The organism is Rhizobium deserti (assembly GCF_004358025.1).
In the GTDB taxonomy this organism is placed as follows: domain Bacteria; phylum Pseudomonadota; class Alphaproteobacteria; order Rhizobiales; family Rhizobiaceae; genus Neorhizobium; species Neorhizobium deserti.
On the sequence record NZ_SMTL01000001.1, the window covers coordinates 197914 to 220587 of the forward strand.

At 58.6% G+C, this 22674-nt stretch carries 21 protein-coding genes and 5 tRNA genes; 10 read left to right on the forward strand and 16 right to left on the reverse strand.

Translation table 11 applies throughout. The features are described from left to right. Positions 1 to 66 precede the first annotated feature (66 nt). Complete coding sequence (locus E2F50_RS01050; RefSeq protein WP_133314220.1) at positions 67 to 876, forward strand: hypothetical protein; 810 nt, start codon at positions 67 to 69, stop codon at positions 874 to 876. A 229-nt stretch (positions 877 to 1105) separates the two neighbouring features. Here E2F50_RS01050 and E2F50_RS01055 read toward each other — a convergent pair whose 3' ends face one another. The 8 genes from E2F50_RS01055 to E2F50_RS01090 all read right to left on the reverse strand — a co-directional run bounded on the left by E2F50_RS01055 (position 1106) and on the right by E2F50_RS01090 (position 5801). Then, the gene (locus tag E2F50_RS01055) at positions 1106 to 1819 is read right to left on the reverse strand and encodes a hypothetical protein (RefSeq protein WP_133314221.1); all 714 of its coding nucleotides are present in this window, start codon (positions 1817 to 1819) and stop codon (positions 1106 to 1108) included. Positions 1820 to 2184: 365 nt separating this feature from the next. Continuing rightward, a complete protein-coding gene (locus tag E2F50_RS01060) occupies positions 2185 to 2454 on the reverse strand; it encodes a hypothetical protein (protein WP_161973934.1) in 270 nt (89 codons plus the stop codon). Then, positions 2448 to 3416 carry an N-acetylmuramidase domain-containing protein gene (locus E2F50_RS01065; protein ID WP_133314223.1) on the reverse strand — a complete coding sequence of 323 codons (969 nt, stop codon included), beginning with the start codon at positions 3414 to 3416 and terminating at the stop codon, positions 2448 to 2450. The genes E2F50_RS01060 and E2F50_RS01065 overlap by 7 nt, the downstream gene beginning before the upstream one ends. Before the next feature lie 699 nt (positions 3417 to 4115). Continuing rightward, a tRNA-Arg gene (locus E2F50_RS01070) sits at positions 4116 to 4192 on the reverse strand. 35 nt (positions 4193 to 4227) lie between these two features. Then, the gene (locus E2F50_RS01075) at positions 4228 to 4533 is read right to left on the reverse strand and encodes an ETC complex I subunit (RefSeq protein ID WP_133314224.1); all 306 of its coding nucleotides are present in this window, start codon (positions 4531 to 4533) and stop codon (positions 4228 to 4230) included. Positions 4534 to 4581: 48 nt separating this feature from the next. Further along, positions 4582 to 4658: transfer RNA gene (locus E2F50_RS01080), tRNA-Pro, on the reverse strand. Positions 4659 to 4746: 88 nt separating this feature from the next. Further along, positions 4747 to 5223, reverse strand: coding sequence for a DUF192 domain-containing protein (locus tag E2F50_RS01085; protein WP_133314225.1), 477 nt, complete (start codon positions 5221 to 5223; stop codon positions 4747 to 4749). Continuing rightward, positions 5223 to 5801, reverse strand: a complete 579-nt coding sequence (locus E2F50_RS01090) for a cold-shock protein (protein ID WP_133314226.1) — start codon at positions 5799 to 5801, stop codon at positions 5223 to 5225. Before E2F50_RS01090 ends, E2F50_RS01085 begins: the two co-directional genes overlap by 1 nt. Before the next feature lie 198 nt (positions 5802 to 5999). Here E2F50_RS01090 and gloA point away from each other — a divergent pair, with 198 nt between their 5' ends. From gloA to E2F50_RS01115, 5 genes are all read left to right on the forward strand, one after another. Then, positions 6000 to 6440, forward strand: a complete 441-nt coding sequence (gene gloA, locus E2F50_RS01095) for a lactoylglutathione lyase (RefSeq protein ID WP_133314227.1) — start codon at positions 6000 to 6002, stop codon at positions 6438 to 6440. A gap of 118 nt (positions 6441 to 6558) precedes the next feature. Further along, positions 6559 to 7089 (forward strand): hypothetical protein, encoded by a 531-nt coding sequence (locus tag E2F50_RS01100; RefSeq protein ID WP_133314228.1) that lies wholly within the window; start codon positions 6559 to 6561, stop codon positions 7087 to 7089. Between the two features lie 119 nt (positions 7090 to 7208). After that, positions 7209 to 7283 (forward strand) — tRNA-Glu (locus E2F50_RS01105). Between the two features lie 153 nt (positions 7284 to 7436). After that, positions 7437 to 7511 (forward strand) — tRNA-Glu (locus E2F50_RS01110). A 154-nt stretch (positions 7512 to 7665) separates the two neighbouring features. Further along, positions 7666 to 7740 (forward strand) — tRNA-Glu (locus tag E2F50_RS01115). A 22-nt stretch (positions 7741 to 7762) separates the two neighbouring features. Here the strand turns inward: E2F50_RS01115 and recJ are convergent. The 4 genes from recJ to E2F50_RS01135 form a co-directional block, all read right to left on the reverse strand. After that, positions 7763 to 9598 carry a single-stranded-DNA-specific exonuclease RecJ gene (gene recJ, locus E2F50_RS01120; RefSeq protein WP_133314229.1) on the reverse strand — a complete coding sequence of 612 codons (1836 nt, stop codon included), beginning with the start codon at positions 9596 to 9598 and terminating at the stop codon, positions 7763 to 7765. A gap of 105 nt (positions 9599 to 9703) precedes the next feature. Then, entirely contained in the window at positions 9704 to 11023 is a 1320-nt protein-coding gene (locus E2F50_RS01125) for a homoserine dehydrogenase (RefSeq protein ID WP_133314230.1), read from the reverse strand. A gap of 60 nt (positions 11024 to 11083) precedes the next feature. Next, positions 11084 to 12304 (reverse strand): LL-diaminopimelate aminotransferase, encoded by a 1221-nt coding sequence (locus E2F50_RS01130; RefSeq protein ID WP_133314231.1) that lies wholly within the window; start codon positions 12302 to 12304, stop codon positions 11084 to 11086. A 113-nt stretch (positions 12305 to 12417) separates the two neighbouring features. Continuing rightward, positions 12418 to 12819 (reverse strand): hypothetical protein, encoded by a 402-nt coding sequence (locus E2F50_RS01135; protein WP_133314232.1) that lies wholly within the window; start codon positions 12817 to 12819, stop codon positions 12418 to 12420. Positions 12820 to 12941: 122 nt separating this feature from the next. On the opposite strand from E2F50_RS01135, the gene E2F50_RS01140 reads away from it, so the two are divergent. From E2F50_RS01140 to radC, 4 genes are read left to right on the forward strand one after another with little or no spacing between them, the layout of a single operon-like run. Beyond that, complete coding sequence (locus tag E2F50_RS01140) at positions 12942 to 14789, forward strand: PHA/PHB synthase family protein (protein WP_425375341.1); 1848 nt, start codon at positions 12942 to 12944, stop codon at positions 14787 to 14789. Between the two features lie 11 nt (positions 14790 to 14800). Continuing rightward, positions 14801 to 15520, forward strand: a complete 720-nt coding sequence (gene sfsA / locus E2F50_RS01145) for a DNA/RNA nuclease SfsA (RefSeq protein ID WP_133314234.1) — start codon at positions 14801 to 14803, stop codon at positions 15518 to 15520. A gap of 25 nt (positions 15521 to 15545) precedes the next feature. Continuing rightward, complete coding sequence (gene map / locus E2F50_RS01150) at positions 15546 to 16385, forward strand: type I methionyl aminopeptidase (protein WP_161973936.1); 840 nt, start codon at positions 15546 to 15548, stop codon at positions 16383 to 16385. 1 nt (position 16386) lies between these two features. Next, positions 16387 to 17196, forward strand: a complete 810-nt coding sequence (gene radC, locus E2F50_RS01155) for a RadC family protein (RefSeq protein ID WP_133314236.1) — start codon at positions 16387 to 16389, stop codon at positions 17194 to 17196. Positions 17197 to 17199: 3 nt separating this feature from the next. On the opposite strand, the gene E2F50_RS01160 is transcribed toward radC, so the two are convergent. From E2F50_RS01160 to E2F50_RS01175, 4 genes are read right to left on the reverse strand one after another with little or no spacing between them, the layout of a single operon-like run. Beyond that, a complete protein-coding gene (locus E2F50_RS01160) occupies positions 17200 to 19011 on the reverse strand; it encodes an ABC transporter ATP-binding protein (protein WP_133314237.1) in 1812 nt (603 codons plus the stop codon). A gap of 2 nt (positions 19012 to 19013) precedes the next feature. Beyond that, complete coding sequence (locus tag E2F50_RS01165; protein ID WP_133314238.1) at positions 19014 to 20798, reverse strand: gamma-glutamyltransferase family protein; 1785 nt, start codon at positions 20796 to 20798, stop codon at positions 19014 to 19016. 21 nt (positions 20799 to 20819) lie between these two features. Then, positions 20820 to 21692, reverse strand: coding sequence for an ABC transporter permease (locus tag E2F50_RS01170; protein WP_161973938.1), 873 nt, complete (start codon positions 21690 to 21692; stop codon positions 20820 to 20822). After that, complete coding sequence (locus E2F50_RS01175; RefSeq protein ID WP_133314239.1) at positions 21689 to 22636, reverse strand: ABC transporter permease; 948 nt, start codon at positions 22634 to 22636, stop codon at positions 21689 to 21691. Before E2F50_RS01175 ends, E2F50_RS01170 begins: the two co-directional genes overlap by 4 nt. Positions 22637 to 22674 lie beyond the last annotated feature (38 nt).

Here is a 22674-nt window from a genome sequence, read left to right on the forward strand (position 1 = left end):
CCGAAGTATTGGCAAACGCGCTTCACCATAAGTCACAAGCTAAAGCTCACGGGTGCCACGGCTCAAATGTCTGACAACAATGATAACCTTCGATCGGATCTACCATCCAACGCATTCTTTTTTATGCACGTGTCAAAGACAGCAGGTTCTTATGTCAATGAAACTTTGCGTACCGCATTAGGAAACCGCTTTCTAGATCATTGCGAGGAGCCAGGGCGACTAGCAACTACTGCACCAGTGTCGTTACGCTCCGGTCACATTATCCTAAGCAGATGGCTTGAGGTCGAGCAGCAGAGGGGCTGGTCGCCGAGACGCTTCACACTGATACGTGATCCAATTAAGCAACTTGCATCGCACATCCTCTGGCTGGATCACTATAATCTGCCGCAGTTTTTTGAAGAACGCGATATGTTCAAAGAGCCAACCCAGCACGTCATTAAAACAATCGGATCTACCAATCTTTCCGATCCCGAAGAGCTCGACCGGTTTCTTACAGATCTTGATGCGATCGGGTTGCGCTACTTTGACAATAATCAAGCCCGTTATTTTGTGGATGGGTTTGAAGGGATCGGGAGTGACCGCCCGCTTCATCTGGGCATGCGTGACCAGGCACTTCAGGCGGTCGAATATTTCGCTGCGATTGGCATCAATGACGATCTTCCAGGCTTTATAAATATGCTGTCTCGCGAACTAGGTATACCTCTTTTGACGCCTGATCAGCTGATAAACAAGGCAGCAGCAGTACGGACTATCGATATTAAAGATCCACTTGTGAAACGGGCCCTTAAAAGGCGGCTGAGTCTCGATCTTTGGCTTTACGATACCGTGTACGAGAAATGGGAAAAATCGATATATTCACTTAATAAAGATAATTAGGTTCGACGACGCGTGCGATGTCAGTGAGCAGTAGCGGCACGCAGATCCGCGCACGCCTTTGCGGTGCAGACATACCGCCCTCAAACGCCGCCAAAACCTGACTGCGAAGATCACCACCCAGCGCTCGCGCCATCCTATCTTCCCGCCAAATCAACCGCAGGCAGGGAATCATTATTTCAACCAAATGGGAATCCCCTCCAGTTCCTAGTTCAGAGGACTTGCCCTAGATTCAGCGCCCTGTTTGCCGCCGGTTGAGAAAATAAGACTCACTGTCAGGTGCCACCTCTATCCCGACCGCCTTGAGCAGCGACGGAATGATTGAGCCATACGAGACCATCGCCTCTTCGTAGTTCAAAACAATGGGAGAGCCGAAGCTCGACCAAAAGGAGACGACCGCTTTGCGGTCAAAATACCAGTCCGAGTCGACTCGGTTACAGTCGGGTAGACCGCTATTTCGGATAGAATATTTTGTTTTTGCCAATTCCGCTTTGAAGCTTTCTCTCCACTGAGCTTGTGAGCGAAGCACGATGATCGGACGTACTTCGCAATCCAATCTTTCAAAAAAACCGGAAATAGCAGACCTTTCAGCATCGGTCCTCGCGAAACAAAATGCCTCGGAACTAATCAACAATCGGCGGTGGGGAGTGTTTTCAATGATCTCTTGGACCGATTTCGCGGTTTCGAAGCACTTTGATTCAAACGTCTCGATATCAATCGCGACCGAACGCATAACCGTCACGAGGTCATCGCGAAGAAAGTAATGCGCCAGCAAAAAACTGTTAGGATTACTTTCTATATTGCCTGTCTTTGGGTCTGTCAGCTCAACTTCAATAAACTTAAGACCATTGTCACCTAAATAGAATTTCTTGTTTGCGCAGTAATACTGAATTGATGTGGTGCCGGTTTTATGTGTCCCGACATGAAGATAAACCACTTTTCTCAATTATGCGCTCATAATTGTATGTGAACAGAACGGCAAGCACTCACTTCAATTGCATAAACCGCCTATTCAATCACATTGGATTTTGAGGCTGGCGTATTCAGCTTAAACGCCCGATTGAATAAGAAATCGATCTCTAAGCCGATCAATTTCCAACAAAACTACACTACATACGCCAGCTGTGATAATGCCCCAACCTTCGAATGTCTAGTCGTCGCGCGAAAGAAGATATTCGAAGCCTTTGATGGCGGTGGCATTACACTTACTTGGCGTTAATCATAAAGCCTAATCTTGGAGCATTCTAAACGCCCCCTAAGCGTGATGATTGACGGAAGGGCTCGCCAGATGCAGTGGCGGGCCCTTTTCCTTTAGACGTGCCGGCTATCGGTAGTGTTCCCCGGAAAAGACCTCCCATCACGAACTGCCTGCACCTGCTCCTTGATGAAGTTCGATCCGAAGTAGATCGCCACTGAGCCAGCGACAGCACCGAGGATCCAGGGCGAGACTGACAGCAGAACGTCCGTAACAGCCTTCAGCTTGTTCACACCGCTGACGACCTGGTTGAGGTCGCCTGCACCTTCAGCCAAGCTGCCAAGGCTGCTGGCAGCCAACACGCCAGCGCCGAGCTTCTTCAGCATGTCGCCCATCTGACGCTCGGCGCGTCCTTCAGGTCTTTGGCAGTGGCGTTCTCGCGCGCTGGTGCATTCTGCCGGATCAGAGCCTTGATCAGCGCCACGAGCAGGGCATCAGACACGGCGCCAGATAGCGGCATCCCATTATCAGCCTCGAAGGCGAGGATGGCGTTCCGGGTGCGGCTGCCTGGCTTGTTGTCGACATTGCCGACTTCTGGATAACCTTTGTTGCGGAGAAGCTGCTGCACCTTCTCGATCAGCTTGTCATCGGTCGGCGCAGACTGAGGCGGCGCGACCGGCACGACCGGCGCGGCCGCAGCCTCAAATGGCGTGTCCTTGATCTTCGCCCACTTGGCGTAAGCAGCGGCGAGCTTCTGGTCGTACTTATTCACGGCATAGCCGGTGCCATTGTAGCCCTTGGCGAAACCCTTCCAGTCATGGCGCCGCAACTCGTCAGCAAGGCCTGACTCCTTGATAAAGGTGACCGCTGCCTGCAGGTGAGCTTCCTCATCATCCTTGAAGGCAAGGATCATCGCCTCGACAGTCGGATGGCCGGTAAGCTCGTGGTTGAAGCCCATGACCTGCGCTAGGCCCCAGGAGCAGGACAGTAGCGCCGCATTCTCGTCCATCGCTATGGCGTTGGCCAACTTGCCGTACTGTTCGCTCTCGTTGCCGTAGCCACCAGCTTTGGGATTGGCGAGACCAGCCTTAACCGCGGCAGCACGCTTCCCTTCGGGGCAGTACTTATAGAATTTGTGGCGCTCGAAGAGGATGCGCGGCCGGCCTTGGATGTCGAAGCCTGACCCTCGATTCTCCGCCTCCGTGAAGGCGTGAAGCTCGTCCTCACCCACGCCGATCTGAGCACCTAGCCGCGGCAGATCGATATCCTCGATGCGCTTGGCAGCGCCCTTGAAGCCGTTGAAATTATGGCGGTGCCTCCGCCGCAGAAGCTGCACGGTCGTGTTCATGGTGTTCTCCGGTGATGCTGGATTTAGACGTGGAAGCTCATGCCGCGGCGCTGTTGCGCATCGCGGTCATGGTGGTGTTGTTTGGTGAGAACGAAAAAGCCGCCCCACAGGGGGGCGGCTCACATGATTCACAAGCCCAGCGATGCCGCTTCTAGGTCCCCTGGCTAATCCTGAAATGGAAGAAGCTTACAGGCTCTCCTGCAGGCTGTTTCCACCGAACAAGGAAGTTCCTAGCCGCGGCAGCATTTCTTCTTACAGTCCTGCGCAGAAACAGGAACGGACGCCAATAGTATTGCAATAATGACTAAGACCAATTAGCGCGCCTATTTATGAGTGCAGACCGGCTACTTATCGGAGTACATCCACGCGAGCCATCTGTATGTCGCCCACTCTGCATCCTGTTTTTAGGCGATCACGGCGTTAGCCGATCCGTCATCCCCGACGTGACATCGATTGAAACGGAATAAGGCATTCCCGTCGACACTGCTGAAACTGGCGCTTGGCTATACAATGGCAGCCCAATAATTACTATGCGGTGCCTGCCCTGCGGCGGAATGAGCCCGCAAATACAAAAACCACACCAGAGCCAACTGAAGCCAGAGGCAGTTCGCTGAAGATGCTGAGGAGTCCAGACGTATAGGGCGCAGAGTCCAGGAATTCTTGAGATAGTCCAGAGGTATCTGGCGCTGCATAGATGAATGGCGACCCCTGCAGGAATCGAACCTGCGACAACCTGCTTAGAAGGCAGGTGCTCTATCCAGCTGAGCTAAGGGGCCAATCCCGATGATGTAAGCCACATCGCGAGGCTCACTCAATGCGTCCAGGGCTGGATGCGGTTGAAGCGGAAATTGTCCGTGTAAGAAACCACCTGGCGTGCCACTTCCTTCGGCGGCACAACGCGGTATTCCACGCCTTCCCGCTTGGCGTAGGCTTCCGCCTGTTCCTGCGTCTCGAATGTCAGGCGAACCTGCTGCTTCATGTCCCGAGAGGATGTGTAACCAAGGATTGGATCGATACGCCGCGACTCTTCCTGATCGAATTCCAGCACCCAGAGATGGGTTTTTGCCTTGCCGGATTGCATCGCGGATTTTGCTGGACGAAAGATCTTAGCAGCCATTGCCTGAAGCACCCCATCACCCTGGCGAGCGAGCCACCGCTGAAAGCGTGGTCGGAGTGGAGAGATTCGAACTCCCGACCCTCTGGTCCCAAACCAGATGCGCTACCAGACTGCGCTACACTCCGTTACTCACGTGATTGCGAGATACACGGTTAAATGCAGCCCCGCAACTGCAAAATGCAATTATTCAAGACGCTGAAAAAGCACAACGGATCAGCCGGCATTGCCAATCTGCTTGCTGACGACCTTGTCGCCAATCTTGATGCCGAGCGCCCTTGCGCGTCCGGCATTGAGCTCCAGCACGAAGGCGACCGGACCTCGCGAATCGATCACGTCGCGAGAGTAAGGAACGGCATCGGCGTGGATGTGCGAGATCGTGCCGTCCTTCTGGATAAACAGCATATCCAGCGGTAGAATGGTATTTTCCATCCACATGGCTACCGGGCGCACCTCGTCGAAATCGAACAGCATGCCGTGGTCAGGGGCCATCTCCTTGCGGAACATCAGCCCCTGGGCGCGCTGCTTGTCATTGAGCGCCAGTTCCACCGTGAACCTGTGGGTCTTTTCGGAGCTCTTGATCAGAAGCTCCTGCTGCGAAAACGTCACCTGCTGGCCTGAGGCCGCACCGGCCAATAACAGAAAAAGCGCCGCAAGGGCGCCTTTGATAAGGTTCGGAAGTGAATTGCGCATCAATGGGCTCGATTGCCTGGACTGGGGTTATCGGGATGGATTTCGGCGGCCATTAGCCCCTTGTCACCCGGTCCGAAGCGGACCAGTACCACTTGGCCGGGCCGCAGTTCGGTCAATCCGAAGCGGCGCAGCGTTTCCATGTGGACGAAAATATCCTCGGTCCCCTCGCCGCGAGTCAGGAAGCCAAAACCCTTGGTGCGGTTGAACCATTTCACCAGTGCCCGCTCCAGCCCGCTCGTCGGGGTCACCTGAACATGGGTGCGGACCGGCGGCATGTCGGACGGATGCACCGCTGTCGACTGATCCATGGAAAGAATGCGGAAGGCTTGGTAGCCGCGGTCCCGCTTCTGGATCATCGCGACGATGCGAGTGCCTTCAAGGATGGTCTGGTAGCCATCGCGGCGCAGGCAGGTCACGTGCAGGAGAACGTCCTGCATTCCATTGTCCGGAACGATGAAGCCGAAGCCTTTGGCGACGTCAAACCACTTCACGACCCCCGTGATTTCGATCAACTCGACCGGATCTCCCGGGAGTTCCTCGAAACTGGCAATGCCCTTCGATGACATCCTGTCTGCCATATCTTATCGGCCCCTCGATTACGCGTTACGACATGACGGTTAACTGATTCTTGAGAGGATAGATTAACATTGCGGTAACCGTCCAGCGCAAGTCCCCGTCTTGCTTATAACGAGCTTTCTAATGGGGGTGGCTTGCTCCAGGCTGGCGCCTGCGCCATATCCGCACCGAGTTCAGCCGGATATCATGGAGCCTCTCAAATGCGCTTTCTTCATACTATGGTTCGAGTGAAGGACCTCGACGCCTCGCTTCATTTCTACACGACCGTTTTCGGCCTCCAGGAGATCCGCAGGATCGACAACGAGCAGGGCCGCTTCACGCTGGTTTTCCTGGCTGCTGGCGATGATCTGGCGCATGCCAAGGAGCATCTCGCCCCCTGCGTGGAACTGACCTATAACTGGGACACGGAAGATTATTCCGGTGGCCGCAACTTCGGCCACCTCGCCTATGAAGTCGATCATATCTACGACTTCTGCAAGCATTTGCAGGACAACGGCATCACCATCAACCGGCCGCCGCGCGAGGGCCGGATGGCCTTTGTGCGTTCGCCGGATGGGATTTCCATCGAACTCCTGCAAAAAGGCGAGAACCTTCCGGTTTCAGAGCCCTGGGCTTCCATGCCGAATATCGGCAGTTGGTAAACAAGACGCGGCGGTGACCTTGCCGCCGCAACTCCTCTTGCCGTGTCCCCGCTTCCACGAGATGCTGCGGCAGTCGATTCGCGCATCGAGAGCGGCGACGCTAAGCCAGGGACATGACGTGCTCGTATCGGTTTTCTCCTTCCGCATGCTGACGGTCCGCCTGGGCGCCGCCTGCCTGTCGATGCTCATGCTGACTAGTTGCATGACCGCCAAGACAACGGCCGAGGCAGAACCGGAGGCAACGCAGGCTGCAGAGCCCGCTGGTAGCGAAGCTCCGGCGACGGCCAAAGGCGGCACGACAGCTTCCAATCGCTACGTCGATCCGATAGTGTCCACGAAGCAGTCAGACAGTCAGGCACGGGCACCAGCTGGCCAGCAACCCGGTCCCGATGGCGCACCCGCCGGCTTTCCGCCTGCTCCGCAACAGCCGCCTTCGATTGCCGGGTTGGCGACCCAGCCGACCGGCGTACGCGCCGGCAGCGTCAGTATCTTTTCTTCCGCAACGCCAGCGCCAGCCCCTTCCGGCGCCGGTGCGAGTCCGTCTGGCGCGAGCATCAGCCCGGCCACCGGCAGCGTCTTCACGCCACGTCAGCCGCTGCCGCCGTCCGCTTGCGGCACCAGCGCGCAAGGGACCAACGTAAGCTGCTGATATCGCCAGAGTTTCTATGAGAATGTCAGCAAACGGCCGCTGTCATTATTTTGTAGAAATCTTGATTCCGCGCTTGCGGGAAGGAAATTGCCTTATTATAAGGTCGCCACGAAGCGTACGCGCCCTTCGTCTATCGGTTAGGACACCAGATTTTCATTCTGGTAAGAGGGGTTCGACTCCCCTAGGGCGTGCCACTTCTCTTCCTCAACATGTTGTTTCATATGTTCAATCCGGTGTCATCAGCAGCCGCTGCACGGATGATTTTCTTGTCGTCTTTCTGTCAAAAAGTGCATTTTTGCGCTTGCGGCGATCATGCACCGTTATTATAAGGGCGCCACGAAGCGTACGCGCCCTTCGTCTATCGGTTAGGACACCAGATTTTCATTCTGGTAAGAGGGGTTCGACTCCCCTAGGGCGTGCCACTTCCCTTCCCCAACTTCCTGTTATCGTTTACAATATTCTCGACTTATTATCGAGCTTGGCGCAGTTTTTTCCCCGCATTATTGGAGCGAAAAAACTTCTTATTGCACTTGCAGCAATTCGACGCCCTCTCTATAAGAGCGCCACGAAGCGTACGCGCCCTTCGTCTATCGGTTAGGACACCAGATTTTCATTCTGGTAAGAGGGGTTCGACTCCCCTAGGGCGTGCCACTTCCCACCCATTTCCGTCACCTCACGGCGAAAGCGCAGCATCCAGTATGCGCAGCTGAATACGTCGGTTGCCCTGCCACTGGTCGGCGCTCAAGCAACCGGCCGCGTGGATCTGCGCGCCGCGAGAATTGAGAAGCAGATTGCCAAGCGGCGTTTCTGCCGCCCGGAAAGCTATGCCTTCAAGTCGTGACCCATCGAGCGCCTCCAGCGTCACCTTGACATGCGCCGCGCCGACCAACCGAGCATCTTTCAGGCGATGCGACGGAATTGCAAAGATCGGCTGCGGGTGGCCTGAGCCATAGGGGCCTGCCTGCTCGAGCTCGTCGAAAAGGGCAACGGTCGCGCCGGAGGCGGCAAGCGCCCCATCGATCTTCATGACGTGATTGGCAACCAGTGAGGGAACGCCTTGGCCGGCTTGCTCCTCGAAAAAGGCTCGTAGGCGCCCAAGATTACCACGTTCGACGGTCAGGCCTGCTGCCATGGCGTGACCACCGCCCTTGACCAGCAGGCCCGCATCTACGGCGGCACGTACCATGCGGCCCATGTCGAAGCCGTTGATCGAGCGGCCCGAGCCGGAGCCCTTGCCGGAAGCATCGAATGCAATGGCGAAGGCCGGACGCTTGAACTTCTCCTTCAGGCGGGCAGCAATCAGACCGACGATCCCCGGATGCCAGCTGTCACGCGCGGTCACCAGCACGCAGGCTCCCTCTCCGTCGCCGTATTCCGCAAGCACCTCCGCCTCCGCCTCCGCCAGCATAGCGGCCTCCATCGCCTGCCGTTCGCGATTGAGATCGTCCAGCTGTCCTGCGACTTCCTCGGCTTCCACCGCATCCTCCAGCGTCAACAGCCGGCTGCCAAGTGCCGCATCGCCGATGCGTCCGCCGGCATTGATTCTCGGCCCAACCAAGAAGCCAAGATGATAGGGCGTGACCGGGCCGCCGAGGCCGGCTTTTCTGAACAGAGCTGCCAGCCCGACATTGCCCATATGGCGGGCGGCCAACAAGCCCTTGACCACGTAGGCGCGATTAAGGCCCTTGAGCGGGACCACATCACAGACAGTCGCCAATGCCACGATGTCGAGCCAGGCTAGCAGATCGAGCGTTCGTGATCGCGGGTCGCCGCGTTCGCGCAAGAGCCGGGCCGTCGCCACCAGCACCATAAAGACGACGCCTGCGGCGCAGAGATGCCCCTGCCCCGAAAGGTCGTCCTCCCGGTTCGGGTTGACGAGAGCCAGGCATGGCGGCAGTTCATGGCCCAGTTGGTGATGATCGATGACCACGACATCGCAGCCTTCGTCGCGGGCCGCCGCCAGCGCTTCATGGCTAGTGGAACCGCAGTCGACGGTGACGATCAACTGGGCACCCTTGCCAATCAACTGCCGTATGGCATTAGGGTTTGGCCCATAGCCTTCAAAGATACGATCCGGAATATAGATTTCCGCATCGATGCCAAAATGGTGCAGAAAACGATAAAGAAGCGCCGAGGCGGAGGCGCCGTCGACGTCGTAGTCGCCGAAGATCGCCACCCTTTCGCGCCGATCGATCGCGTTGGCCAGCCTTTGCGAAGCCTTCTCGCAATCTGTCAATGTGAAGGGCTCCGGCATGGACGAGCGGATGGTCGGATCGAGGAAGGCAGGCGCATCGTCCAAGGCGACGCCGCGGCCGGCAAGCACGCGGGCAACGAGTTCGGGAATGCTATGGATCTGCGTGATCGCCAGCGCACGGTTCTGCGCCGCCTGGTCGAGCCTTGATACCCAACGCTGTCCGGATGCTGATCGTTCGACGTTCAGGAAGGCGCGCGGAACCGGATCGACAGGTGACGTCGTCAAGGGAATTGCAGGCGTAAGTCTGGTGTTCATCCCTCATTTCTAGCGCATCGACGCAGAAACAGGAATGGCCTTCGACCGGCTTCGACGTGACGTTCCGCCATGGCCCATCAGGCCTGTCGGCGCGAAGCGTCAGCTTCAGAAAGTCTGCGGGCGTTCGATGCGGATGACCTGCGGCTCGCCTGCCAGATAGCTTTCCGCCTTGATGGCATCAACAGCCTTGCGAACGGAATCCTCCATGGTGGCATGGGTGACGAGGATGATCGTCTTCGATGACTCTGCGCCATCGGGCTTGCCACGCTGCACGATGGATTCCAGCGAAATGCCGTTCTCTGCCATGCAGGTGGCAATACTGGCGAAGACGCCGGTGCGGTCGGCCACAGTGAGGCGGATGAAGTAGCCGCCTTCGTGGCTTTGCATTTGCGCCCGCTTATAGGGAGCAAGAGCAACGGCCGGCGTTCCGAGCACCGGCACGCGCTGCGTGCCCAGCTGGCTTTTAGCGATGTCGGCAATGTCGCCGAGAACGGCCGAGGCAGTGGCATTTCCGCCGGCACCCGGACCGACCATCAGCAACTCCCCGAGGATGTCGGATTCGACGGCCACGGCATTGGTGACGCCATCCACCTGCGCAATAACAGAATCGCGCGGCACCATGGTCGGGTGAACGCGCTGCTCAATTCCCGTTTCCGTTCTTTGGGCGACGCCCAAAAGCTTGATGCGGTAGCCAAGGTCGGCCGCCGCATGGATATCCTCGATGGAAATGTTGGAAATGCCTTCCAGATAGATCTCGTCCGGCGCGATCTGCGTGCCGAAGGCGAGCGTCGTCAGGATCGCCAGTTTGTGGGCCGTATCATTGCCCTCGATGTCGAAGGCGGGATCGGCTTCGGCATAGCCCAAGCGCTGCGCCTCCTTTAGGCAGTCGGCGAACGACAGCCCCTCCTTTTCCATCCGCGTCAGGATGTAATTGCAGGTGCCGTTCATGATGCCATAGACGCGCGAAACCGTATTGCCGGTAAGCGATTCCCGCAGAGCCTTGATGACTGGGATGCCACCAGCCACCGCCGCCTCGAAGTTGAGCAGCGCACCCCTCTCTTCAGCAATCTTGGCGAGTTCCACGCCCGACGCCGCCAAAAGAGCCTTGTTGGCTGTCACCACATGGAGACCCCTTTCGAGCGCGGTGCGTACCGATCTGGCAGCAGCGCCCTCCGCACCGCCCATCAGCTCAACAAAGACATCGATATCTGCTTCGGAAGCGAGCGCTTCCGGCGTATCGATCCATGAGATGCCACTTAGATCCAAACCGCGGTCGCGGCTCTTGTCACGCGCCGTGACGGCAGTGATCTCGATCGCACGGCCGCAGGTCGTTGCGAGCTCGTCCGCTCGGCTCTGGATGATCCGGACGAGAGAGGCACCCACAGTGCCAAGACCCGCAATACCAACTTTGAGGGCGTCTGCCATGCTTATACTTCCTGGTATGTTGAGGTGGCGGCCGCCCGGGCCGCCGAAAAGGCGGGTTGATCAGCGGCGGGTATTCAACGAGATGACATTGTGCATGGTGTCATCCGCCGTCGATAGAAACTTTTTAATATTGCGGGCAGCCTGACGGATGCGGTGCTCGTTTTCCACCAGCGCGAGGCGGACGTAATCGTCGCCCTGTTCTCCGAAGCCGATCCCCGGAGCGACGGCAACATCGGCCTTTTCAACAAGCAGCTTGGAAAATTCCAGCGAGCCGAGATGACGGAATTTTTCCGGGATCTTCGCCCAAGCAAACATAGTGGCCGGCGGCGGCGGCACTTCAAACCCTGCCTTCCCGAACGTATCCACCATCACATCGCGGCGGCGCTTGTAGACATTGCGGACTTCGGCAATGTCTGAACCATCGCCATTCAGCGCGTGCGTGGCAGCAACCTGGATAGGAGTGAAAGCGCCGTAATCCAAGTAGGACTTGACGCGCGTCAGTGCCGAAATCAGACGTTCGTTGCCGACCGCAAAGCCCATGCGCCAGCCGGGCATGGAGAAGGTCTTCGACATGGACGTGAATTCAACCGCCACGTCCATCGCGCCTGGAACCTGCAAGACCGATGGCGGTGGGGCGTTCTCGTCGAAATAAATCTCCGAGTATGCGAGGTCAGACAGGACGATCAGGTCATGCTTCTTGGCGAAGGCGATGACGTCGCGGTAAAAATCCAGGCTGGCGACATGCGCCGTCGGATTGGACGGGTAATTGATGATCAGCGCCAGCGGCTTCGGGATAGAATGCTTCACCGCCCGCTCAAGCGGCGGAAAGAAGCTTTCATCCGGCTCGACCGACATCGAGCGGATAACGCCGCCCGCCATCAGGAAGCCAAAGGCGTGGATGGGATAGGTGGGATTAGGGCAAAGGATGACATCGCCCGGTGCAGTGATCGCCTGCGCCATATTGGCGAAGCCTTCCTTCGACCCGAGCGTCGCGACGACCTGGGTCTCAGGGTTGAGCTTTACGCCAAACCGGCGTGCGTAATAGGCAGCCTGAGCGCGGCGAAGCCCGGGAATACCCTTGGACGATGAATAACGGTGGGTACGTGGGTCCTGAACGACTTCGCAAAGCTTATCAACAATGCCTTGCGGCGTCGGGAGATCCGGATTGCCCATGCCAAGATCGATAATGTCCGCGCCGCCCGCTCGCGCGCTTGCCTTCAAACGGTTGACCTGTTCGAAAACGTAGGGCGGCAGACGCCGAACTTTATGAAATTCTTCCATGGCTTTCCCCGAAATAGATGCAAAGCAGGCCGGATCGCACTGCTTCGTGGCGCATCTTAAGCGATTTGTGCTTTGGGGCCAAATATTACGAAAGGCAAGGGCAATTTCGCCGCTCAATTGGCGATGTCGGTGAGCGCGTCCTTGCCGTGGTTGGCCGCTAGCTTGCGATATTCCGTCACGCGCCGATTATATTCGGCCTCGGAAATCGAGCCGGTCCGGCGGGCACGGGCAAGAGCGGCAAGCCGCGGCTCGCTCTTCTGGTAGTCCGCGTCCTCGATCTGCTCGTTGGCGGCCGTGAGCGTACGATCGAAGGTCGGATAGTTGCCGGTCTTGCGCTGTACGATCGGGCCCGGAGGCGGCGCGGTCCGCGACTGGCTGATGACAGCCGGAGGCGCCGTATTCGGGATGCCATCGTCAAGCGCAAAGCTTTTGCTGTTGCAGCCGGTCAGGGCAGGCAATGCTCCCATGCCGATGAAAAGCGGCAGCCAAACAAGCCGATGCCTCAGTTTTTCCATTTCCGTGACCCATTTACAAACACCGGCAATGTCCACGTGACATGCCAATTGCTGGCACTTGTATTCGCTTTCAGGCACAATGTACAAACGAAAACAACCGACAACCAGCAGGGAGCCGGCGCGTGGCGGAGAAGACCGGGGATAAGGACACGAGCGGCCGGGAGATTCCAGGCTTCGATCCCAAATCTGTCGATCCCTATCTTGTCAGGGATCCGCAGGCGCTTGCGATGAACCTGGCACGGGCGGTGGAAAATCTCGGCAAGGCTGCATCCGAATGGCTGGAGCCTCGCGAACGCGGCGAGATCAGCGAGTCGGCTGCAAATCCCGTCACAGACATGGTTGCGACCATGTCCAAGGTGGTGGAATACTGGGTTTCTGATCCCCATCGGACCTTGGAAGCGCAGTCCCTGCTCTTTTCAAGCTATATCGGGATCTGGACGAGAACGCTTCATCAGGTTTCGGGCCAGCCGCCAGAACCGGAGCCGGAGACGTTCCCGAGAGACAAACGTTTCTCAGACGAAGACTGGACCAAGAACCCTTTCTTCGCCTTTTTGCGGCAGACCTATTCCGTCACCAGTTCATGGGCAGACAAATTGGTCACGGAAGCCGATGGGCTGGACGATCAGACGCGCCACAAGGCTGCCTTCTACGTCAAGCAGATCAGTGCAGCCCTTTCTCCGGCCAATTTTGCACTGACCAATCCCGAAGTGTACCGCGAGACGGTTGCCACCAGCGGCGCCAACCTGGTGGCAGGGATGAAAATGCTGGCGGAGGACATTGCCGCGGGCGGCGGCGAGCTTCGACTTCGCCACACGGATGCCAGCAAATTCGCGATCGGCCGCAATATGGCGCTGACCCCCGGCAAGGTCGTCGCCCAGAACGACCTATGCGAGGTGCTGCAATACGAGCCTGCGACCGAAACCGTATTGAAGCGTCCGCTGCTGATCGTCCCGCCATGGATCAATAAGTTCTATATCCTCGACCTCAATCCGGAAAAGAGCTTCATCAAGTGGTGCGTCGATCAGGGGCACTCAGTCTTTGTAATCTCCTGGGTCAATCCGGATGCACGGCATGCGGAAAAAGACTGGGAAGCGTATATGCGCGAGGGAGTTGATTATGCGCTCGACACGATCCAGAAGGCCACGGGAGAACGTCAAGTCAACGCTGTAGGTTATTGCGTCGGCGGAACGCTACTGGCAGCAGTCCTTGCCTATCATGCGCAGACGAACGACGACCGGATCGTTTCGGCGAGCTTCCTGACAACCCAGGTGGATTTCACCCATGCTGGCGACCTGAAGGTGTTTGTCGACGAGGAGCAGATCGACGCCATCGAGAAGGAGATGAACGCGACCGGCTATCTGCATGGCTCAAGGATGGCGAGCGCCTTCAACATGCTGCGCGCTTCCGAGCTGATCTGGCCTTATGTGGTGAGCAATTATCTCAAGGGCCAGCAGCCCCTACCCTTCGATCTGCTGTACTGGAACTCTGACTCGACGCGCATGGCGGCGGCCAACCACGCTTACTACCTGCGCAACTGCTACCTCAGCAACAATCTGAGCAAGGGTGAAATGGAGCTTGGCGGCAAGGTTATATCTCTCAAAGATATCACGATACCGGTTTATAATCTCGCCACTCGCGAGGACCATATCGCGCCGGCCAAATCCGTTTTCCTCGGATCCTCGCTGTTCGGCGGACAGGTGGATTTCGTGATGTCAGGTTCGGGCCATATCGCCGGCGTGGTCAACCCGCCGGACAAGCAGAAGTACCAGTACTGGACCGGGAAGAAGCCGGGTGCTTCTTTTGATGACTGGGCAGCCGAGGCGACGGAAGCCAAGGGCTCCTGGTGGCCGCACTGGCATCAATGGGTCGAGGCCAAGCAGGATGAACGGGTCGCTGCCCGAAAACCCGGCGGCTCGGCGCTCAACGCGATTGCCGATGCGCCGGGCAGCTATGTGCTGCAGCGCGTCTGAGCTCTGTCTTCATGCGCTTTGACCCGCCGCTCGTTCCCGCCACACTCCTCCAGCGATACAAGCGCTTCCTGTTTGACGCCGTCTTGCAGGACGGATCAACGATTACCGGCTCATGCCCGAACACCGGCTCCATGCGCGGCCTGACTGCTCCCGGCTCCAAGATCTGGGTGTCGCTGCACGACAGCCCAACCCGCAAATACCGGCATATGTTCGAGATGGTGGAGGTGGAAGGTGAAGTGATCGGCATCAATACCGGGCTTCCGAACCGGCTTGCCGAAGAAGCGATCCGAGCAGGCCTTTTTCCAAACCTCAGCCGATACCGGACGATCCGGCGTGAGCAGCGGTACGGACGCAATTCCCGAATTGATTTCCTGCTCTCGGGCGAGGGCTTTCCGGATGCCTATGTAGAAGTAAAGAACGTTCACTTCAGTCGCGTTAGCGGACGTGCTGAATTTCCGGACACGGTGACGAAACGCGGCGCTAAGCATCTCGAAGAACTAGGCGATATGGCTGAAGGCGGTCACCGGGCGGTGATGATCTATCTGATCCAGCGCCACGATTGCGAACGCTTCTCGATCTGCCGCGATCTGGATCCCATTTATGCGCAGGCCTTTGACCGGGCCAAAGCGCGTGGCGTCGAAACCTATGCGCTTCGCTGTCGTGTCTCGGCCGAGGAAATCGCCGCTTGCGGGCTTGTAGAGATGGACGAACCGGGCTCCGCTGCTTTATGAACGGAATAGTTGTGAGAGGGAGATTATGATAAATTATATTGAGGCGGTCTCAGCCCCTCCTAAAAATACGGGGTCCATCCGCCTCTACAACACGGCGGAAGACTTTGCCGGCATGCGCAAAGCCTGCCTGCTTACCGCACGCTGCCTCGATGAACTGGCGGCGATCGTCAAGCCGGGCGTCACAACAAGCGCGCTCGATCGCTTCGTTTTCGAGTTTGGCATGGACCATGGCGCCCTGCCCGCCACCTTGAACTATCGCGGCTATAAATTCTCGGTCTGCACCTCGATCAATCACGTTGTCTGCCACGGCATGCCGGACGACAAGCCATTGCGGGACGGCGACATCGTCAATATCGACGTCACCTATATCCTCGACGGCTGGCATGGCGATTCGAGCCGCATGTACCCGGTCGGGCAGCTCAAAAGATCCGCCGAGCGGCTGCTGGAAGTCACCTATGAATGCCTCCTGCGCGGTATTGCTGCCGTGCGTCCAGGCGCCCGGACAGGTGCGATCGGCGAGGCGATACAGGCTTATGCGGAATCCGAGCGCTGCACGGTGGTACGAGATTTTTGCGGCCATGGCGTCGGCCGGCTGTTTCACGACTCGCCGAACATCCTGCATTACGGTCGCGCCGACGAAGGCCCGGAAATGAAGGAAGGAATGATCTTCACGATCGAGCCAATGATCAACCTCGGAAAGCCGCATGTGAAGGTGCTTTCCGATGGCTGGACCGCCGTTACCCGCGACCGGTCTCTGTCCGCACAATACGAGCATGCAGTCGGTGTCACGGCAACAGGCTGCGAGATCTTCACCCTTTCGCCCGCGGGGCTCGACCGACCGGGCCTGCCGCCGCTTTCGAGGTAACATGGCCAAGCGTCCAGCTCCGCCGACGCCGATCGCCCGAAGTGACCAGCCGTCCTTCATGGAGGACGAACGCGGCTTTTTTGCCGAGCAGCTTTCGAAGCCGAAGGCGATCAAGAAGGCAATGGAAAAGGATGATGCCTCCGCGCATTACTATGGACATCGCGAACGGCTGAGGGCGCGCTATCGGGAGCAAGGAGACACTGCACTTGCCGACTACGAGATCCTCGAGCTGCTGCTTTTTCGGCTGATCCCGCGACGTGACACCAAGCCGATCGCCAAGGCGTTGATCGACCGGTTCGGCAATCTCGCGGGCGTTTTCGGCGCCTCGGTCGGATTGCTGCAGGAGGTGAAGGGCGTCGGTGAGGCCGTAGCCCTCGACCTGAAGCTGGTGGCAACAGTGGGCCACCGGATGTTGAAGAGCGAACTGCGCGGCAAACAGGTGCTGTCCTCCTGGTCCTCCGTCATCGACTATTGCCACGCGGCCATGGCGTACGAATCGCGGGAACAGTTCCGCATCCTCTTTCTCGACAAGCGCAACGCCCTGATCGCAGACGAGGTGCAGGGGCGCGGCACCGTCGATCATACACCGGTCTACCCTCGAGAGGTGGTGCGGCGGGCTCTCGAACTGTCTGCGACAGCGATCATCCTCGTGCACAACCATCCGAGCGGCGACCCCACCCCATCGCGGGCGGATATCGACATGACCAAGACGATCATCGACACGGCAAAGCCGCTCGGCATTGCGGTTCACGACCACATCATCATCGGCAAGGACGGGCATGCCAGCCTGAAGGGGCTCAGGTTGATCTAGCCATCACTCCACCTGCACGAGATGGCCGGCCGATACCTCCCGGTATTGACGCTGCGGCGGCTGATAACCGAGTGGGCGCACAGGACTTTTCAGTTCGTCGTTGGAGATGCCCCGCCGGATCCCGCGGCGAGCTGGATCAGGCACAGGTACCGCCGCCATGAGCTTTTTCGTGTAAGGATGCTGAGGGTTGTCAAAAACTGCTGCGCGCGGGCCGATCTCGACGATTTCGCCCAGATACATCACCGCCACCCGATGGCTGACCCGCTCCACCACCGCCATGTCGTGGGAAATAAACAGAAAGGCCAGGTTGAGGCTCTGCTGCAGGTCGAGCAGGAGATTGCAGACCTGCGCCTTGATGGAGACGTCGAGCGCCGACACGCTCTCGTCGGCGACGATCACCTTGGGATCGAGCGACAGCGCTCGGGCAATGGCAATTCGCTGGCGCTGACCGCCGGAGAATTCGTGAGGGTAGCGGCCCGCCATGTCGGGCGACAGTCCCACCTTGCGCAATAGATCGGCCGTTTTTTCCCTCGCCTGCTTGGCAGTGCCGAGCCTATGCTTGATGAAGGGCTCGGAAACCGCTGCTCCCACTGTCATGCGCGGGTTGAGCGAAGAGAAGGGATCCTGGAAGATCATCTGGATGGTCTTGCGCATGTTGCGCAGACCAAACTGGTCCAGCCGCAGAACGTCATAGCCGTCCAGTGCCACTTCGCCGCTTGTCGGCTCGATGAGCCGCATGATCGACCTGCCCGTCGTCGACTTGCCGCAGCCGGATTCACCGACCAATGACAGCGTTTCTCCCTGGAAGAGCTCGAAGGAAACATTCTCGACCGCGTGCACGGCGCCCGTCTTGCGGGCGAGAAGCCCGGAATGAACGCCGAAGCGGGTGACGAGGTTCTTGACGGACAGAACTGGCGTTTTGCGGGTGTCGACGGTATTGGCCACCTCCACAGGTTCGGCAGCCTCGCCATTGGTGATATCCACTACGGGAAAACGTGTCGGCCAGTGACGATCTTGCATGGAGCCGAGCTTCGGCACCGCCGACAGGAGCGCCCGCGTATACGGATGCTTGCCGCGGTGGAAGATCTCTTCCGTCGGTCCGCTCTCGACTTGCTCGCCACGGTACATAACAATGGTGCGGTCGGCGATCTCGGCTACGACGCCCATGTCGTGGGTGATGAAGAGGACGGACATTCCCTCCTCTTCCTGCAAGACCTTGATGAGGTCCAGGATCTGTCCCTGGATGGTGACATCGAGTGCCGTGGTCGGCTCGTCGGCGATCAGCAGCTTCGGCTTCGATGCCAGCGCCATGGCGATCATGACGCGCTGGCGCATGCCGCCGGAAAACTGGTGCGGGTAGTCGTCGAAGCGCGCAGTCGCATTTGGGATGCGGACCTTCTCCAGAAGCTTGACCGTTTCGGCACGCGCTTGCCTGTTCGACATCCCCTTGTGGCGGGTGAGCACTTCGGAGATCTGCCGGCCGATGGTGAAGATCGGGTTCAGCGAGGTCATCGGCTCCTGGAAGATCATCGAGACGTCATTGCCTCGTACGCCACGCATCTCCTTCTCGGAAATGGAAAGCAGATCCCTGCCCGCCAGCATGACGCTGCCTTCGATGCGGCTGAAGTCGGGCGCCAGCAGCCGCATAACCGAGAGCGATGTCACGCTCTTGCCAGAACCGCTCTCGCCAACGATCGCGACAGTCTCTCCCGGACCGACATCGAAGGAGACGTTTCTTACGACGCTTTTCCACTCGCCGTCGACGAGGAAGGACGTGGTGAGGTTCCGGACCGAAAGAATCTGGTTTTGCGCCATCGTCATCGCCCCACGGCATAGGCCTGCATCAGCCGCGGCGTTGCCGCCGCACGCAGCAGCCCGTCCGCATCTCGACGAGCGGCCGTCAGCCTGCCGACGCTCCAGGGATCGGCAACGGTGACCTTATGGCCCCGGCGACGCAGGTCTTCCAGAACGTCCGCGCCGATATTGCTTTCGACCATGATTTCGCCAGGCGAACTGGTGCGCGGATAAAAGGAGCCGGGAAAATGCGAGGTGTGGAAAAGCGGCATGTCGATCGCCGCCTGCAGATTTTGCTTGTGGTGTACATAGCGCAGGAAGAAGGGTAGCTGCCATTGATCCTGCTGGTCGCCGCCGGGCGTCCCGAACGCCAGCGTCGGGCGTCCCTGATGCAAGGCAAGCGACGGGGTCAGCGTGGTGCGCGGGCGCTTCCCCGGCGCCAGCGACGTCGGCAGTCCTTCCTTCAGCCAGAACATCTGGGCACGCGAGTTCAAGGCGAAGCCCAGGCCCGGCACGATCGGCGACGACTGCAGCCAGCCGCCCGACGGCGTCGTCGACACCATATTGCCCCAGCGGTCGATGACATCGATATGAACCGTGTCGCCGCGCTTTTCGGTCAGGTGCGACATGGTCGGCTCGTAAACCGTGCCCTTGCCGCTCATCTCGGCCAGCATGGCCATGGTCGCGTCCACCTGGCGCTCATAGCCCGGCACAATTCCCGGCCGCAGCTCCATGGAGGCTTGCGGCCCGATCAGCTTGCGACGTTCGTCATTATAACCGTCGGAAAGGAGGTATTCCGTCGGGATCTGCCCGAATTCCGGATCGCCGTAATAGACTTCCCGATCGGCAAAGGCGAGCTTCATGGCTTCCACGACCGTATGCACGAAATCCGGTCCGGCCGGATCCATGGAGGCAAGATCGAAGCCTTTCAGCAGCGCCAGGGATTGCAGCAGAACCGGCCCCTGCCCCCAGGCGGGTGTCTTGGCAACCGTCCAATCGTGATAGTCATAGGTCTGCGGCACTTCGACTGTTGCGCTCCAGTTGGCCATGTCGTCCGCAGTCAGCACGCCCTTGTGCTTGAGGCCACTCGCATCCATGACTTCGGCCGTCTTCAGATAGGTATCGATCGCCTCTGCCACGAAGCCGCGATAAAAGGCGTCTCGGGCCGCCTCGACCTGGTTCTCCCGGCCGGTCTTTGCCTCCGATTCGGAAATGATCCGCTTCCAGGTCTCGGCGAGAACCAGGTTCTTGAAATTTCCCTCCGCCTCCGGAGCAACACCACCCGGCAGCCAGGTGTCGTAGGAGGTCGGCCATTCCTTTTCGAAGAAGCCGGCAAGCCCCTTGATCGTCGCAGAAACGCGCGCCAGCACAGGATGACCGTGCTCGGCATAATAGATAGCCGGCTCCAGGACCTCGCGCACGCTCATCGTACCATAGTCACGCAACATCAGCATCCAGCCGTCGAAGGCGCCCGGAATGACGGTGGAGAGGAGGCCGTCGCCAGGGATCAGCTTCAGGCCTTCAGCCGTGTAATGATCGATAGTCGCACCGGCCGGCGCCGCTCCCTGGGCGCAGATGACTTCGACCTTGTCCTTGTTCTTTGAATAGAAGACGGCCGGCATGTCTCCGCCCGGTCCACAAAGATGCGGCTCGACGATCTGCAACACAAATCCTGTTGCGACCGCCGCGTCGAAGGCGTTGCCGCCCTTCTCCAGAATGGCCATGCCGACGGCGGAAGCTATCCAATGGGTGGAGGTGACGACGCCGAAATTACCAAGGATTTCGGGGCGCGTGGTGAAATCAGTCATGTCACAAATTCCTTGATAAACTTAGACTTCTCGGGGATCGAGCGCGTCACGCAACCCGTCGCCGAGGAGATTGAAGCCGATGACGACGAGGAAGATCGCGATCCCCGGCCACATCGCCATCCAAGGCGCCTGGCTGAGAAAATTCTTGGCTACATTGAGCATGGAGCCCCAGGAGGGGGCCGGCGGCTGCTGACCAAGGCCGAGGAAGGAAAGGCTTGCCTCGGCGATGATGGCGGTGGCGACCGTCAGCGTCGCCTGGACGATGATCGGCGCCAGAACATTCGGCAGGATGTAGCGGACCATAATTTCGAGGTGATTGAGGCCGACGGAGCGTGCACCCTCGACGTAATCCTCCGTTTTGACGGCCAGTACCTGGCCGCGCGTGAGCCTGACGAAAAGCGGCATGGCCGATAGGCCGATGGCAATCATCGCATTGGTCAGGCTCGGGCCGAGAAAGGCTGCCAGCGCAATGGCCATGATCAGGAAGGGCATGGCCAGCAGCGCTTCGGTAACGCGCGAAATGACCATATCGACCCAGCCGCCGAAATAGCCGGCGAGAAGGCCGAAGGGGACGCCAATAACGATCGCTATGGCGACAGAAAAGACGCCTGCCATCAGCGAAGCCTGGGCGCCCCAGATCATGCGGGACAGGATATCGCGCCCAAGATCGTCGGTTCCGAGCCAATGGGCGGCGGACGGGGCCTTGCGGATCGCGGACCAGCTGGTGGCGATTGGATCAGGAATGGGCAGAAGCGGCGCGGCAACTGCCAGAAACGCGAAGAAGAGCACGATGCAGAGGCCCGCCAGGGCGCTCCTGTTCCGCTTCATCTTGCGCCAGGCACGGTTTTCCGCCCGTTTGGCGGGAATGGGAGCGACGTGTTCAACAATGGTCATAGTGTTGCCCTCAGGCGAGGATTGAGGAGCACATAAGCGATGTCGGCGAGCAGGTTCATCAGGATGAAGCCGACGGCGGTGCAAAGAACAATCCCTTGCACGACGGCATAGTCCCGGTTGAAGACCGCATCCACGGTCATCTTTCCGAAGCCCGGGATGGTGAAGATCTGCTCCGTCAAGACGGCACCGGCCAGGAGTTCACCGAACAGGAGCGCAAGCAAGGTCACGACTGGCAGAAGCGCGTTGCGGAAGCTGTGGCTGAGGACGATCTGGCGCGGCGAAAGCCCCTTAGCTCGTGCCGTGCGGATATAATCGGAGCTCATTACTCCAACCATCGCAGAACGAGTGTGGCGCATCAGCGTTGCCGCCAGCGCATTGCCGAGAACAAAGGCGGGCATAACCATAGTCTGCAGGGAGCGTACCGGATCGACGAATATGGATTCGTAGCCTGACGCTGGAAGCCAGCCGAGCTGCACGGAGACCAGCAGGATGAGCATGATGCCAAGCCAGAAATTCGGAATCGAGAGGCCAGTCAGGGCGACGATATTGGCGAGATAGTCGATCCAGGTATTTTTCTTGACCGCCGCAAGGATGCCGATCGGAATGCCGATCACTATGGCAAAGAACATGGCCATGACGGCGAGCTGGATCGTCACGGGCAGCTTCTGGCCGATCAGTTCCAGAACCGGCTGGTTGGTGCGGAGCGAAATGCCGAAGTCGCCGGTCAGAATGCCGCCGAGCCAGGAGAAATACTGCGTCACGATGGGATCGTTCAGATGATATTTCTGGCGCAGGAATTCCAGCGTCGCCGGATCGCGCTCCTCACCGGCCATGGCCAGGATCGGATCGCCGGGAAGCAGCTTCTGCAGCGAGAACACGAAGATCGATATGATCAGCAGCGTCGGGATTGCGACCAGCAGTCGCTTGCCGATGTAGACAGGCATGACATCGCCCTCTGGATTTCAAGACAACCGCACGGGAC